This is a genomic window from Ruegeria sp. CF3, assembly GCF_056537365.1.
The window spans coordinates 809,790-825,146 of record NZ_JBQFRK010000001.1 but is presented as its reverse complement, the minus strand read 5'-3'; the positions used below and the strand labels follow the sequence as shown (position 1 = coordinate 825,146).

The 15,357-nt window shown below is 57.1% G+C and carries 13 protein-coding genes; 7 read left to right on the top strand and 6 right to left on the bottom strand.

The genetic code is table 11. The annotated features are described in order from the left end of the window. Positions 1-4 precede the first annotated feature (4 nt). Genes ACR0KC_RS04170 through ACR0KC_RS04160 form a run of 3 tightly spaced genes read right to left on the bottom strand, consistent with a single transcriptional unit; the run spans position 5 to position 3,238 of the window. Entirely contained in the window at positions 5-1,075 is a 1,071-nt protein-coding gene (locus tag ACR0KC_RS04170) for an agmatine deiminase family protein (protein ID WP_480771518.1), read from the bottom strand. 22 nt (positions 1,076-1,097) lie between these two features. Then, complete coding sequence (locus ACR0KC_RS04165) at positions 1,098-1,856, bottom strand: DsbA family protein (RefSeq protein WP_480771517.1); 759 nt, start codon at positions 1,854-1,856, stop codon at positions 1,098-1,100. Further along, positions 1,853-3,238, bottom strand: a complete 1,386-nt coding sequence (locus ACR0KC_RS04160; protein ID WP_480771516.1) for a M48 family metalloprotease — start codon at positions 3,236-3,238, stop codon at positions 1,853-1,855. The genes ACR0KC_RS04165 and ACR0KC_RS04160 overlap by 4 nt, the downstream gene beginning before the upstream one ends. On the opposite strand from ACR0KC_RS04160, the gene ACR0KC_RS04155 reads away from it, so the two are divergent. From ACR0KC_RS04155 to ACR0KC_RS04125, 7 genes are all read left to right on the top strand, one after another. After that, complete coding sequence (locus tag ACR0KC_RS04155; protein ID WP_480771515.1) at positions 3,237-4,400, top strand: pyridoxal phosphate-dependent aminotransferase; 1,164 nt, start codon at positions 3,237-3,239, stop codon at positions 4,398-4,400. The genes ACR0KC_RS04160 and ACR0KC_RS04155 overlap by 2 nt on opposite strands. 66 nt (positions 4,401-4,466) lie before the next feature. After that, entirely contained in the window at positions 4,467-5,687 is a 1,221-nt protein-coding gene (locus ACR0KC_RS04150) for an N-acetylmuramoyl-L-alanine amidase (protein ID WP_170512067.1), read from the top strand. A 95-nt stretch (positions 5,688-5,782) separates the two neighbouring features. Further along, positions 5,783-8,269 (top strand): penicillin-binding protein 1A, encoded by a 2,487-nt coding sequence (locus ACR0KC_RS04145; RefSeq protein WP_480585332.1) that lies wholly within the window; start codon positions 5,783-5,785, stop codon positions 8,267-8,269. Between the two features lie 89 nt (positions 8,270-8,358). Continuing rightward, positions 8,359-9,486 (top strand): peptide chain release factor 2, encoded by a 1,128-nt coding sequence (prfB, locus tag ACR0KC_RS04140; protein ID WP_170403025.1) that lies wholly within the window; start codon positions 8,359-8,361, stop codon positions 9,484-9,486. Next, the gene (locus tag ACR0KC_RS04135; RefSeq protein ID WP_480771514.1) at positions 9,487-10,194 is read left to right on the top strand and encodes a M50 family metallopeptidase; all 708 of its coding nucleotides are present in this window, start codon (positions 9,487-9,489) and stop codon (positions 10,192-10,194) included. It abuts the gene before it with no gap. Positions 10,195-10,312: 118 nt separating this feature from the next. Continuing rightward, on the top strand, positions 10,313-11,710 hold the full coding sequence (locus tag ACR0KC_RS04130) for an amidase (RefSeq protein ID WP_480771513.1): 1,398 nt from the start codon (positions 10,313-10,315) through the stop codon (positions 11,708-11,710). A 28-nt stretch (positions 11,711-11,738) separates the two neighbouring features. Next, positions 11,739-12,536, top strand: a complete 798-nt coding sequence (locus ACR0KC_RS04125; protein WP_480705091.1) for a DUF2189 domain-containing protein — start codon at positions 11,739-11,741, stop codon at positions 12,534-12,536. On the opposite strand, the gene ACR0KC_RS04120 is transcribed toward ACR0KC_RS04125, so the two are convergent. The 3 genes from ACR0KC_RS04120 to ACR0KC_RS04110 all read right to left on the bottom strand — a co-directional run bounded on the left by ACR0KC_RS04120 (position 12,533) and on the right by ACR0KC_RS04110 (position 15,302). Continuing rightward, entirely contained in the window at positions 12,533-13,228 is a 696-nt protein-coding gene (locus ACR0KC_RS04120; protein ID WP_480705738.1) for a helix-turn-helix domain-containing protein, read from the bottom strand. The two genes, ACR0KC_RS04125 and ACR0KC_RS04120, sit on opposite strands and share 4 nt — an antisense overlap. A 341-nt stretch (positions 13,229-13,569) precedes the next feature. After that, positions 13,570-14,130 (bottom strand): acetolactate synthase small subunit, encoded by a 561-nt coding sequence (gene ilvN / locus ACR0KC_RS04115; RefSeq protein ID WP_170396580.1) that lies wholly within the window; start codon positions 14,128-14,130, stop codon positions 13,570-13,572. Beyond that, positions 14,127-15,302, bottom strand: coding sequence for a glycosyltransferase family 87 protein (locus tag ACR0KC_RS04110; RefSeq protein WP_480590063.1), 1,176 nt, complete (start codon positions 15,300-15,302; stop codon positions 14,127-14,129). The genes ilvN and ACR0KC_RS04110 overlap by 4 nt, the downstream gene beginning before the upstream one ends. Positions 15,303-15,357: the final 55 nt, after the last annotated feature.

The following is a 15,357-nucleotide window of genomic DNA, read 5'->3' as shown; positions in this document are numbered from 1 at the left end:
AGGCCTATGCAACAGGCATTTGCTGTGTTGCGCAGTGAATGCCGCCGCCCAGCTCGCCCAATACGTCGACATTCAATGCAATGATCTCGCGCCCGGGGTAGTGACGAGCTAGGGCCATCTGTGCAATCTCATCGGTTTCGCGGTCTCCGAACTGGGCCATCACGATGCCGCCATTACAAACATAGTAATTAGCATAAGACGCCACGAATTCGGGATCGTTAACTCGGCGCCTATTGGGTTCAGGGATCACCTCAACCTGCAATCCTTCGGCGACGAGACGGTCATGAGTATCAAGGGCCGCGACATGAAACGGATCATCCATATCCGGCTCGTCTGGCAGGTTGATCAAAACGCGCCCAGGGCCGGTGAAGCGCGCCAGACTGTCGATGTGGTAATCGGTGATATCCTCGCCCCAGACCCCATCAGACCAGACCATGCGGTCAGCCCCATAGGCTGCCAGTAATCGGGATTCAATTTCGTTGCGTGACAGGTCTGGATTGCGGTTCTCATTCACCCACGAGCTTTCATGGGCCATGATCAACCCATGACCGTCTTGTTCTACACCGCCGGCCTCGCCTTTCAAGCCGGTTGGAAGCAGGGGTAGGCCGAGGTGATCGGCAACCTTACTGGCGATTTGCGCATCGTGTTTGTGCACCTGTTTCCGGCCCCAGCCGTTGAACTGGATATGACTGACCGCAATCCCGCCTCGATTGTCGATCACGAAGATTGGACCTGCGTCGCGGCACCACAAATCTTCGGTTGGAACATCCCAGAGCTCGACTGATGAGGAGAGTTTTTGACGTGCATCCGCATGGTGCTTTCCCGCCGCAAGCATCGTCACGGGTTCAAAGGCGGAAATGGCGTTCGCGATTTCCGCGATGGTTTGTTGCACCATATCCAGAAAGATCTGGTCACGGTAAACTTTGCGGCTGACCGGCCATTGCATAAATGTGCGTTCGTGGGGCGCTTCTTCCGCCGGTACAAAGAAGTTTGAGGTGCGCTGAGCGAGGGCTTGCTTAGACAGGCCCATAAAACTCAGCGCACCTCCAGTGAGTAAGAGGTTCCGTCGATCCATGCTGGAAACCCACAGTGATGACTTAACCCTGTTCTGCCCGAACACCATTTGCGATCTGGAGCATTTGGTCTGCGGGCAGGTACCCGCGCATCATTTCGGTGCCCAGAACAAAGGACGGTGTGCCTGAAATCCGCAGCTTTTGCGCCAGATCGCGGGTTTTTGCGATTTCTTCGGTGACCTCATCGTTGTTCATTGCCGCGATGATCGCGTCGCTGTCCAGACCCAGCCCATCTGAAATCCGGCGCAGGGTCACCTCGGAGGGCTCGCCGCTGAATTCCAGCAGAGCGTCATGGACCTGCTTATAGGCATCGTCTCCGGCCACCTGTTTTGTTGCGATGGCAAAGCGGGATGACGCTACAGAGGCATCGCCTAGGATCGGCAATTCCTTAATCACAAGACGGATATTGCCGTCCTCGGCCAGCAGGGTGGCCACTTCGGGCACGGCGCGCCGGCAGTAACCGCAACGGTAGTCCATGAACTCGACCAGAGTAATATCGCCGTCCGGATTGCCACCGACCCAGCTGTAACCGTCATTAAAAAGCTCGTCAGCGTTGGCCGCGACAAGCTCCTTGTCAGCCTGAGCCTCGGCAACGGCATTGCGTTCCTCAAGGATGTTGATCGCCTCGAGGATCACTTCGGGGTTTTCCAGAAGGTATTCGCGCACCTGTGCGCCAAACTCGGCCTTCTCGGCGTCGCTCATCGCGTTCAATTCCAGCGCCTGCGCAGGACCAGTGATCAGGGAAAGACCCAATAGGGCCGGTGCAGCATGTCTCAGGATCATTTCCGTTTCCTCTTTTTCTTCTTCTTTGCGCGCTCCGAGGCAATCAACACATCCTGTGCCCTTTGCCAACCCGGAGAGCCTTCGGGGAGCTGTGCAACAGCCCGTTTAGCATGTATGCCCGCATCATCAAGTCGGCCCTGCAGCGCATAGCGTTCTGCAGTCACCGCAGACGCCATTCCGTTGTTGCCCACCTGCGAATAGGCAGAACCCAGATCCTGCATCAGCCGGGCATTGCGATAGTCGCGTGCGCGCGCCTCTTCAAGCACTTGCAGGGCTTTCTTCGTCTTGCCATCCGCCAGCAAAGCACGTCCGTAACCGGCGAGGATCAGGGCATTGTTGGGCGCCATATCAACGGCTGCACCGTAGGCATCCACAGCTTCGCGCACGCGCCGGTTCTCCAATAGAATCTGGCCCTTCAATTCATAAAAAAACGGATCGTCAGGGCGAATCTCCAGCGCACCATCGATTGCGGCGCGGGCACTGGCGAGATCGCGATTTTGATGATGGGCCGATGCCTCGCGCATCAGGCGTATGTCACGATCTTTTTCTTCGCCCGCGCGACGCATGGTCCAGGTCGGGGATCGAAGAAAGGCTGACAACTTACCTTTGATCCGCGCGAACCAGTAATCGGCATTTGCGTTTTGCTCTGCCTTGTCGCCGAATTCGTTCAGAAAGGCCTCGGCGGCGCGCAAACGTTCGCGGCTGGTAGGGTGTGAGCGCATGTAGGGGTCTTGATTGACGGGGTTCAACAGCTCTTGCCCCGCGAACTTACGGTGCAGGTTGACCATCCCGCGCGGAGATACTCCCGCCCAACGCAAATAGCTGGCAGCACTTCGATCCGCCGAGGCTTCTTCAGCCCGCGTATGGCCCAGAAAGCTGCGCAGCGCCGAGGCTTGTGTGCCCGCTGCAATTCCTGCTGCAGCTTCTCCGCCACCTGCGGCCGCGGCTGCAAGTGCTAAAAGCGTCCCAAGCTGCGCGTTACGTTGCGCCGCGCGCAGGTTCTCTGAGCGTCTGGCCAAGTGGCCGTTGGCGATGTGCGCGGCCTCGTGTGCGATCACCGCTTGCAGCATCTCGGGCGTATCGACGCTTAGGATCAAGCCATAGTTGATATAGATCGTGTTGTAATCGATCACGAAGGCATTGAACGTACCATCATTGACGATCAGTACGCGCACCCGGTTGGTGTTCAGGCCAGCGGCCCGCAGGATCGGAAAGGCGAGCTCTTGCAGCCCGTGTTCAATGTCGGGATCGCGGATAAGGCTTTGCGCGCTGGCCTGCATGGCGCTGATCGACCATGTCACTGCCAGCAGCAACACGGCCGGGATTGACGCCAGCCGGGATAAGCGTTCAAAAGCCATGGCTGCAACATGGGAGATGGCCATGAGAAACTCAACCCGTTCCGGGGTCGATCCCTTCATCGTGATGGACGTGATGGAGGCCGCGCGCAAGGCGGAAGAAGCCGGGCGGCATGTCGTTCACATGGAAGTAGGTCAACCGGGGACCGGCGCACCCAAAGGGGCAACCGAAGCATTGGCGAAGGCCATGGAACAAGGGCCGCTTGGGTATACGGTGGCTTTGGGTTTGCCCGCTCTTCGTCAGCGGATCGCGCAGATGTATGGTGAATGGTATGGCGTTGATCTCAATCCAGAACGGGTGGTCATCACACCGGGATCATCGGGCGGGTTTTTGCTCGCCTTTACCGCTCTGTTCGACAGCGGTGATCGGGTGGGGATTGGTGCCCCGGGATATCCCTCATATAGGCAAATCCTGAAAGCATTGGGTTTGGTGCCGGTAGACTTGCCGACAGCACCGGAAAACCGGCTGCAGCCGGTGCCCGCCGATTTTACGGGGCTTGATTTGCAGGGATTGATGGTTGCCTCGCCTGCCAACCCGACTGGGACAATGCTGGATCATGCGGCGATGCAGGCGCTGATCGATGCGGCGCACGCGCAGGGTGCATCGTTCATCAGTGACGAGATTTATCACGGGCTGGAATACGAGGCCAAAGCCGTCACTGCGCTGGAGCTGACGGATGAGTGCTATGTGATCAACTCATTCTCCAAATATTTCTCGATGACCGGTTGGCGCGTTGGCTGGATGGTTGTGCCCGAAGATCAGGTACGGGTGGTTGAGCGGATTGCCCAGAACATGTTCATCTGCGCGCCTCACGCCAGTCAGGTGGCCGCATTGGCAGCTATGGATTGTAACGACGAATTGCAGGCAAATCTGGATGTATACCGCCGCAATCGTCTGTTGATGCTGGACGGGTTGCCCAAGGCCGGTTTTACCAATATCGCACCGCCGGATGGGGCGTTTTATGTTTACGCGGATGTCTCAGACTTGACCGATGACAGCCGGGCATTTGCAGCCGAGATTCTCGACAAAGCCGGGGTTGCCGTGACGCCGGGGCTGGATTTCGACCCGGTGCGCGGGCACACGACGCTGCGATTTTCCTATGCGCGATCGACCGAAGACATTCAGGATGGGCTGGATCGGCTGCAACGTTTTATGGCCAAGCGGGGTGCGATCCCGCAATCGGCCTAAAGCGTTCACAAAGGCGGCGTCATGCGATAGGCTCTGCCTCAAACGATCTCGGGATAACTTGAGGCCATGAGCAGGATTTTCTACGCAATCGCCCTGATATGGGCGCTGACTGGTGCTGCTGTCGCGCAGGACTTTAGCGCGCTTGCACGCGTCCTTCCGGACCAGAGCGGAATCGTCGATGATGGCAATACCGGCGTAAGGGTCGAACTTGGGTTGACTCAAGGCGTGCCATACCGCGTGTTCACACTGCGCGATCCATACCGCGTGGTGCTGGATTTCCAAGAGGTCGACTGGTCTGGCCTGAACCGCGAGACCTTTCTGCAAACCAGCCGGATCAGCGGTGTTCAATTCGGCGCATACGTGCCCGGTTGGTCGCGTCTGGTGTTGGAGCTGGGCGCTCCGCTGGCGGTGGAAACAGCTGATCTGCGGGTTGATCAGGCGACGGGCACTGCTCAACTATCGCTGCACCTGAAAGGCACTGATTTTGACAGTTTTGCAGCCAGCGCAGGTGCCCCCCGTCAGCCCGGCTGGGATTTGCCGGAACCCGCAGTGACACCGGCACTGCCGCGGCGCGACGGCGTGCGGGCGGTACGGGTCATGCTGGATCCCGGGCATGGCGGCATTGATCCCGGGGCAGAATTCGCTGATACCAATGAGAAAACACTGATGCTGACCTTCGCGCGAGAGCTGCGAGAGGCGCTGCTGCGTACCGGCGGTTTCGAAGTGGTGATGACGCGTGTTGACGATCAATTCGTCTCGCTCGAACGCCGTATCTCGCTGGCACATCAGGCCGGGGCCGACGTGTTTATCTCACTGCATGCGGATTCGCTTTCCGAAGGGCTGGCGCATGGGTCGGTCGTGTACACTCTTTCAGAGGAAGCTTCAGACGTTGCCAGTCAAAAGCTGGCCGAACGGCATGACCGGAGTGATTTGATCGCAGGTATTGATCTCAGCGGTGCAGACGATCAGGTCGCTGATGTGTTGCTGGATCTGGCTCGGCAAGAGACTGTGCCACGCAGTAGCGCACTGGCGCGCTCGCTGGTGGATGGAATGACGCAGCAGGGAGGCCCGATGAATCGTCGTCCGCTACGTTCTTCGTCGTTTTCGGTGTTGAAGGCAGCCGATATCCCATCGGTTCTGGTTGAGTTGGGTTTTTTGTCCAGCCCGCGCGATTTCAAGAACATCTCTGATCCAAACTGGCGCGCATCCATGGCGCATGGGCTTGTGCAGGGGCTTGAGAACTGGCGTCGGGACGATCTGGTGAAGCGATCTCTGATCGGACAATGACGCAGCGGCGCAAAACAGCCATTGTAGCCTTTCGTGTTTTGACCCTGCGCGGGGGCGACACTATATAGGCGTCATCGCGAGTAAAAGGCAGTAACGTGATCCGGTTCATTCTTTCGTTCTTCGGGGCAATTTTCAGTCTCGTGACATTAGGTATTTTTATGGCCGCGCTGGTCGTTGGCGCGGTGTTCTGGATGTATGGCCGAGACCTGCCCAGTCATGAATCATTGGCACAATACAAACCACCGACGATCAGCCGGATTTACTCGGGTGAGGGCCAGCTGATCGACGAATTTGCGCAGGAGCGCCGCCTGTTCACGCCGTCCGAGGAAATTCCCGATCTGGTGAAACAGGCGTTTATCTCGGCGGAAGACAAGAATTTCTATACCCATCAGGGCTATGACCCGCGGGGTATCATTGCTGCCGGGGTCGAGGCCGTGCGCACCAAGGGCGAAACCGTACGTGGTGCATCAACGATTACACAGCAGGTGATGAAGAACTTCCTGCTGTCCGGTGACCGCCGGGCCGAGCGCAAGATTAAGGAAATCATCCTCGCCACCCGGCTTGAGGATACGCTCGACAAAGAACAGATCCTCGAACTCTATATGAACGAGATATTTCTGGGCCAGAACTCTTATGGTGTGACCGCTGCTGCGCAGACCTATTTCAACAAAACTCTGCAGGAACTGGCCCCGCATGAAGCCGCGATGCTGGCGGCGATGCCCAAGGCACCATCGGACTACCATCCTGTGCGGCAGAAAGAACGTTTGCTGAACCGCCGCAACTATGTGCTGCGCGAGATGCAGCAGAACGGCTATATCGATCAGGCCACCTATGAGACCGAAGTCGAGATGCCTTTGCGTTCGGTTCAGAACGGCGATTTTGAAAGCTTCCGCACTGCACTGCCGCCGCGTGACTATTTCACCGACGAAATCCGTCGCCAGTTGAGTGAGGATTTTGGCGAGGGTGAGTTCTTCACTGGCGGTTTCACCGTACGCGCCTCGGTGGATGAGGAAATGCAGGTCGAAGCGGCGAAAGCCCTGCGCACGGCGCTGCAGAAATACGACCGCTCTCGTGGGCGGTGGCGCGGCACAGGCGAGGTCATCGCCGAGGAGAAGCTGGCGGATGAAGCACAGTGGCGCGAGGCGCTGGCGATCATGGAAATCCCCCGCGACGTGGTGCTGCCGACGCAGTGGTATCCTGCCGTTGTTCTGAACGTGGCCGACCAATCCCTGACCGTCGGGATCGAAGATGGTCCAGCAGATGGCACCATCCCGCGCGAAGACATCAAGTGGATGCAGGGCAATTTCCAGGACAATTTCAAACGCGGCGATGTCATTCTGGTAATGGCTGGCGAAGAGGGGCAGTGGTCTGCCCGTCAGGTGCCAGAAGTGCAGGGCGGCTTTGTCGCGATGGACGTGAATTCGGGCCGTGTTCTGGCGATGCAGGGCGGGTTCTCGTATCAGGATACCGTGTTTAACCGCGCCACTCAGGCACAGCGCCAACCCGGGTCGAGCTTCAAACCGTTCGTTTATGCAGCGGCGCTAGACAGCGGATACAGCCCCGCAACGATCGTTGTGGATGCGCCGATTGAAGTGAATACACCGCAGGGACTGTGGCGACCCAAGAACTCGACGAACAAGTTTTACGGTCCAACGCCCTTGCGTACCGGGATCGAACAGTCGCGGAACCTGATGACCATCCGTCTGGCGCAAGAAGTCACAATGCCCGTGGTCGCAGGCTATGCCGAGCGGTTTGGCGTTTATGACCGGATGGGTGCGTTCCTTGCGAACTCGCTAGGGTCTGAAGAGACTACGCTGTACAAAATGGTCGCTGCCTATGCGATGTTCGCCAATGGTGGCGAGCGGGTTGAACCCACACTGGTTGACCGTATTCAGGACCGGTTTGGCAAGACCATCTATCGCCATGACGATCGCCAGTGCGTCGATTGTAACTCTAGCTGGCTAGAGCCTGATGAGTCGCCCACGATCCTCACCGATCGCAGCCAGGTCATGGATGCCATCACCGCCTACCAGTTGACGTCGATGATGAAGGGCGTGGTTGATCGCGGCACTGCATCACGTGTTGTGAACCTGCCCGTGCCCACAGCGGGCAAGACCGGCACCACGAACGAATCCAAGGATGCGTGGTTCATCGGTTTCACCTCAAATATCGTGGCCGGTTGCTACATCGGTTATGACCGCCCGCGCCCGATGGGCCGGGGGGCCTACGGCGGCACCTTGTGCGGTCCTGTGTTCCAAAGCTTTATGGAAAAAGCAGTCGAGAAATACGGCGGTGGCCCGTTCGAGGTGCCTCCGGGTGGCCATTTCATCAAGATTGACCGTTTCAGCGGCGCGCGCCTGCCAGAAGACGCGAGTGGAGAATATGTGGTCGCCGAGTATTTCCGTGATGGCGTGGATGGTTTTATCGATCGCGTATATGACGGTGGCTTCGCGATGGGATCTGACCTGCCGTTGTTTGAAGAGGCAAGTTCGGGCCGTCAGGTGACCACCTCAACCGGGGATACGATCACGGTTGGCCCCAATGCCAGCCAGGGCGATCTGCAGGGCGGCGGGCTTTACTGATCCGTCCAAGTTTCCCGGCTCAGTCGTCTTGTGGTGCCTCGCACCTCTTGCTATCACGCACACCTGATTGAGCAAGTTGGGACCTGACCATGCGCGCCGAAACCCAGAATATTGTGGCGGAAATCGAAAAGTCGCTGGAGCTGCTGGCGCAGCGCATGGACTATGAAACAGCGCCGCACCGGTTGGAGGAATTCAACGCGCGTGTTGAAGATCCGAACCTGTGGGACAATCCTGAGAACGCGCAGAAATTGATGCGCGAACGGCAGTTGCTGGTCGATGCCATCGAGACCTACGAATCCATCAAGACCGATCTCAGCGACAATATCGAGCTGATCGAACTGGGCGAGATGGAAGAGGACGAAGAGGTCGTAACCGACGCCGAAGAAGCGATCAAAAAGCTGCAGACCAAGGCCGCAAAGAAAGAGCTTGAGGCGCTGCTTGATGGCGAAGCGGACGGCAATGATACCTTCCTTGAGATCAACTCGGGCGCGGGCGGTACGGAAAGCTGCGACTGGGCCTCGATGCTGGCGCGGATGTATGTCCGCTGGGCCGAGAAAAAGGGCTATACGGTCGAACTGCAATCCGAGACAGCGGGGGAAGAGGCGGGGATCAAGTCCGCCGCCTACAAGATCACTGGCCACAACGCCTATGGCTGGTTGAAATCGGAAAGTGGCGTGCACCGTCTGGTGCGTATCTCTCCGTTCGACTCGGCGGCCAAGCGTCATACCTCGTTCAGTTCGGTCTGGGTTTATCCTGTGGTGGATGACAATATTGAGATTGAGGTGAACCCGGCCGATATCCGCGTAGATACCTATCGGTCGTCCGGTGCCGGTGGTCAGCACGTGAACACCACCGACTCGGCGGTTCGGATTACGCATATTCCAACCGGAATTGTGGTGACCAGTTCCGAGAAATCGCAGCACCAGAACCGAGATATTGCCATGAAGGCGCTCAAGTCCCGGCTGTACCAGCAAGAGCTGGATCGCAGAAACGCCGAGATCAACGCCGCCCACGAAGCCAAGGGCGATGCGGGTTGGGGCAACCAGATCCGGTCTTACGTGCTGCAGCCCTATCAGATGGTCAAAGACTTGCGGACCAATCATGAAACATCCGACACCAAAGGTGTGCTGGATGGCGATCTGGATGGTTTCATGGCGGCGACACTGGCCCTGAATGTCTCGGGCAAAAGCCGGTCCGAGGCGCAGGGCGAGGGCTAATTGCGGCAGTCCCTGACCTCGGCTGTGAACCTGATCAAGGGCCACTGGCAATTGATCGCAATTGTCGCGTTGGTGTTTGTGTTCTGGAACACGATGCTGGTGCTTCCGTTGAAAATCCTGGTTGTGTTCCTGCATGAGCTTTCACATGCCGGTGTCATTATCCTGACCGGTGGTTCGGTTGAAAGTTTCTCGGTCTCTCCACAACAAGGTGGTCTGGTTATTGGCCGAGGAGGCAATCGGTTTGTCAGTCTGTCAGCGGGATATCTTGGGTCCTTGATGCTTGGGATGGGCCTGCTGATGATCGCCCTGCGCACCAATGCCGATCGGGCTGCGCTTGGTCTCTTTGGGGGAGTCATGCTGATTATTGCGCTCCTGTATATCCGGGAACCGTTTGCCATGGCGTTCAGCGCGGGCTGTGGAGCGGTGATGCTGGCCACCGCGTGGTTCCTGAACCGCAACCTGTGTGATCTGATTCTACGGGTCATCGGGCTGACCAGCATGATCTACGTTCCGTTTGACATTTTCGATGACACGATCCGACGCGCGGGATTGCGATCAGATGCATATATGCTGGCTGAAGAATTCGGCGGAACCACCATGATGTGGGGCGGGTTGTGGCTGGTGCTTAGTCTGGTGATGATCGTCTTTGGTCTGAAGAATGTGCTGGGCCGCGATAGCAATGTGCGGATCGACCTCAGTATCAGATGATGCGCGCTCTTGCGCCGCTCTTCTTCGCGAAATTCTAAAAAGATACATTTAAACAGTGGCTTTAAATGGTCCGAGCACGTCGCTAGGCTGATGACGAGCAGCCAAAGGACCAACCCGCATGGATTTGACCAGAGCATCCGCGACGGACATCCTTGACGCCTTGTCCCGCCGACAGCTTTCAGCTGCAGAACTGATGCGCGCGACGCTGGATCGGATCGCCCAGGTGAACGGTGAGGTAAACGCGATGGTCGCGCTGCGGGATGAAGACGCTTTGATGGCCGAGGCGCGGGCGGCGGATGCCGCGTCATCTCGCGGCGCGCTGCACGGGTTGCCGATAGCGGTGAAAGATCTGGTAAATGTGGCAGGGATCACTTCGACACAGGGTTCGCCATTGTTCAAGGATCATGTGCCGCAAACTGACGATCTGCTGGCCGCCCGGCTAAGGGCTGCTGGGGCAATTCTGATCGGTAAGACCAACACGCCGGAATTCGGACTGGGTTCGCATACGTTCAATCCTGTCTATGGTGCAACCCGCAACCCTTATGATCCCACGAAAACCTGTGGAGGTTCGTCGGGCGGTGCAGCAGTGGCGTTGGCGACTGGAATGCTGGCGCTGGCAGACGGCTCGGACATGATGGGCAGCCTGCGCAACCCGGCCGCATGGAACAACGTCTACGGGTTCAGGCCAAGTTGGGGGCGCGTTCCGTCTGAGCCAGTTGGGGACAGTTATCTGCATCAGCTTTCAACACTGGGGCCCATGGCGCGCAGCCCCGAAGACATCGGGCTATTGCTTGACGTCATATCCGGCCCCGATCCAAGGATGCCATTAAGCACAGAGGTCGAGCGCGTGTCGCCCGTTCAAGCGGCTGATCTGACAGGGATGCGCATAGGCTGGTTGGGCGACTGGGGCGGGGCGTTTCCATGCGAAGAGGGTATCCTCGCGCTATGCCGCGATGCGTTGCACGTTTTCGAAGAACGCGGTGCGCGAGTTGAGGCGCTTGCACCCCCGTTTGACGCGGACCTGATCTGGGACAGTTGGATTACTCTGCGCTCCTGGTCAGTGGCCGCAGGGTTGGAGCCTTTGGCGAAGAAGAAATCATCACTCAAAGACACCGCTCAATGGGAATTGGAGCGAGGCCTGGCGCTCAGCGCGATGGATGTGCACCGGGCCAGTGTGAACCGGTCTGACTGGCACAAGCGGGCGGTGGAGCTTTTCGAAGACTATGACGCTTTGGTGTTGCCCGCAGCGCAGGTCTGGCCGTTCGAGCTTGAAACGCCGTACCCAACCGAAATCAAGGGGCAGGGGATGGATACCTACCATCGCTGGATGCAGGTCGTGACACCCGTCAGCCTTTTAGGGTTGCCCTGTCTGGGTGCGCCTGTCGGTTTCGGACCACAAGGGCTGCCGATGGGAATGCAGCTGTTCGGTCCGCGTGGTGCAGATGCGCGGATCTTGTCGATTGGGGCGGCATATCATTCTGCAACGCTTTGGCCTCAGAAACGACCCGCCATTTAGAACAACCGCCCGGGAGGAGAAAACAAGAATGGATAAACCCTTTGGTGTGCCGACGCTGAAACCCGTCGATTCCGCGATACTGAAAGAGGCACTGCGCCGAGCGTGGCAGGATTATCGCCGCGCGCCGCTTTTTGGGCTTCTGTTTGCGGGCTTCTACGTGCTGGCCGGGTGGCTGATGGCGTGGGTCACGCTGCAGACGGGAACGTCGTTCTGGCTGGTTTTGGCCGCGATCGGCTTTCCCCTGATCGGGCCGTTTGCTGCCGTGGGATTGTATGAGGTCTCGCACCGGCTGGAACAGGGCGAGCCGTTGAATCCCGGTGCGATATTCGGCGTGGTCATACAGCAAAGCCGAAGGCAACTGCCGTCGATCTGCGCCATTATCGTGGTGATCTTTCTGTTCTGGTTCTTTCTGGGCCACATGATCTTTGCGCTGTTCATGGGGCTGTCGACGATGACCAATATTTCAACATCATTTGAGGTGTTCCTGACTCCCAATGGGCTGAGCATGTTGGTACTGGGCACACTGGTCGGGGCCGTATTTGCAATCATTCTGTACATGATCACCGTGCTGTCGATTCCTATGCTGCTGGATCGTGAGCTGGATTTTGTGACCGCGATGATCACCAGCTTTGCCTATGTAAAAGCGAACATGGGTGTGATGCTGGCGTGGGGGGCCTTCATCGCGATCATCACTTTTTTGGCGATGATCCCTTGGTTCCTGGGCCTGTTTATCGTCCTGCCTTTGCTGGGGCATGCCAGCTGGCATCTTTATCGCTTGATCTTGGAAAACGATGCGTCCGGGGCTGCTCAGCCGAAACCCTCTTAAATCTGTCCGTTTAAGTCAGGCCCTGATGAATTGTGCGCCTTTCGGGCCGATTGAAGTGCTGCGGACAAATCATGCCCAAGGTGATGCAGCGTAAGCCGTCTTATATCGGATCCACTGCCAACGGCCAACCGATACACATAACCCGACCATTCCTGAGGTGCCCATTCAGGCGGAACGTTTAGAACCATCATTCTGCAATCCTGTGCGCCGGGCCGGGACATCAATGCGCAGACTTGTCTGCCGATGTGAGAAACGATGCCCTGAACCTCACGCGTGGGGGCGGAGCATCCGGGCATCTGCGACAAGGGCTCATAGCTGCGTAACAAGGTGCAATGCCGAATGCGGCGGATAAACAGCAGCCGGTGCAGTGTTGGTTCGCGTCGGTTTGGCGGGGCCTCAGCGGCGTGATAAAATCCGGTCGCCATAGTTTTTTCTGACCCGGTGACGAGAAATCGATCGATGATTTCTGATGCGGGATGAGCGGCGACCGGTTCTATTTCATCCAAAGGTTTCAGCAGGATACGCGCGTCGATATCGAAGAATCGACACATCCGGTCCAGCACATCCGGCCTGGGAAAACTTTCACCTGACAGATAGCGATTAAACTGAGTTCGATTGATACCCAATTGGCGGCAAAGCTCTGAAACCGACCGATAACTGTTTGCGAGCTGCCTGAGGTTGGCTCCGAACATGCTGCGCAATTCTGCGGGGCTGCGATTGATGTCGGTCACTTCTGTCCCAGATTTCCGTTTGTATCTTCAGCAAAAACAGGTTTGCGGCGGCACAGCGGCCGCGCAGTATTCAGAAATCGTAAAGTTGACCCCAACGGGCGCTGCAAAGCGCCTCGCTACGCGTCACAGGCTAGTCTGATGATAAGCAAAATCAATAGGCTTTCAGCCTATTTGCATGATCTTTTTCATGCTGTTGCTCATATTTGATGAACGCATAAAGCCTTTTTGAGGTTAGCAGGGCACCATGGCCAAGCAGGCCGCCGCCCCGAGAATGAATTCAGTCCCGGGGCGGAAATGGGGGCTTAGTCACCGCGCAACAGGGCTGCAACTCCGGTACGGGCGATTTCAATCAAGCCAAGAGGGCGCATCAGATCGGCAAAGGCATCGATCTTGTCCGGTGCACCGGTGATCTCGAAGATGAACGAATTCAGCGTACTATCGACGACATTGGCCCGGAAAATGTCGGCCAGTCGCAGGGCTTCGACCCGTTTATCGCCTTCACCCACAACCTTTATGATCGCCAGCTCGCGCTCGACCGAAGCACCTTCGACGGTCAGATCATGCACGTCACGGACTGACACGATGCGTCCAAGCTGCGCCTTGATCTGCTCGATCACTTGCGGGGTGCCGGTGGTGACGATGGTAATTCGGCTGAGATGCCCGGTATGGTCAACCTCAGCAACCGTTAGACTTTCAATATTATAGCCACGACCCGAGAACAGACCAATTACGCGCGCCAGAACCCCCGGTTCGTTTTCAACCAGCACCGCGATCGTGTGTTGTTCCTGCACGTCCGAGAATGTCGGGCGTAGGTTATATGCAGAATGGCGGGTGGAGCCTTTGACGATGTTTAGCGGAGTCATTGATAGACCTCATCTTGGACATAAGTTTCTTCGGGCTTTCGTAGCGCAGAGATCAGCGCTTGGAGGCAAACTACGCAAGCCAGTATTAGGATCGGGGCAAACACGAGGCGCAAAGACAATATCTCGGTCATCTTGAAAAGCACCATATGTGTTGCTGGTCCGATACCGATCCACATTGCGGCGGCCAGTACCAGACGCCATGGAGAAGTTGTCAGGACGCCAGCTCGAAGCAGGAACAGTGCAACGATTGCAAGCAGCCCAGATTCATAGAACCAGAAGTACGGTGTAGACATGGAAATACCTAGAAAGAGCACCGCTACCCGCAAGTCAAAACCTACTCTTGGGCTGCGCCATGCAACGAAGACTGCAATTCCAGACAACACTGTCAGAGTCCATTGCATCGCAAGCGCGAGCGTTTCTGGCACACCGATGCTGGCCAACAAGGAATAAGGGCTAAGCATCAGCGTATTGAGATGGATGGATTCTCGTATCTCTTCAAAGTGGACGCCCATCATGTTGCGCATTTCGGTCCAATATTCGACGCCAACGACCAGGGTGGCCAGAACGGACAAGACCACCGTCGTGACCGTTGCTGATATGATCGTTTTCCACGCACCGCTTGCCAAAAGCGCAAGCGGTATGAGCAGGCCGAGTTGGGGTTTAAGCGTCAGCAATCCAATAAAGAACCCTGCCAGCACGAAGCGGTCGTTCTTTAGCGCCGCTAGTGCGGCCAGAAGGCCTGCTGCCCAAAGGGTTGTGGTCTGCCCCATATACAAGTTTGGCAACATGGCGGGGGAGAGTGCAAAAGCAAACCAAACCGGTACAATTCCGCAGGAAAACGGTCGCACAGCAAGAAGCATTGCGACAATTGAGATCGCCGTGAAAATTGCCCAAGCCGGAGAAAACGACAATGCCCCGAGTGGTTGGAGTGCGACAAGGAACGAGGGAGGATAAGACCAAGGCATCCAATCGTCTTCCTTGGACGCTTCGTGTATTTCCGACAATCTGTCGATATCAAATGCCGCAAGCGGTTCGCCTAAATGCGCGAGGTGACCTGCAGCCCAGAACACCTTGAAATCAACGGATAACGCCATTTTTCCTTGATCAACAACGGCATACCAGCCTGTGCCGACCCAGAACAATATCAACGCTAGAACGAAGAGTGGAACCATGAGCCCCACTTGCCAACCGCGACGGCCGGCGAATATCGACAAATTCTCTTCCGGG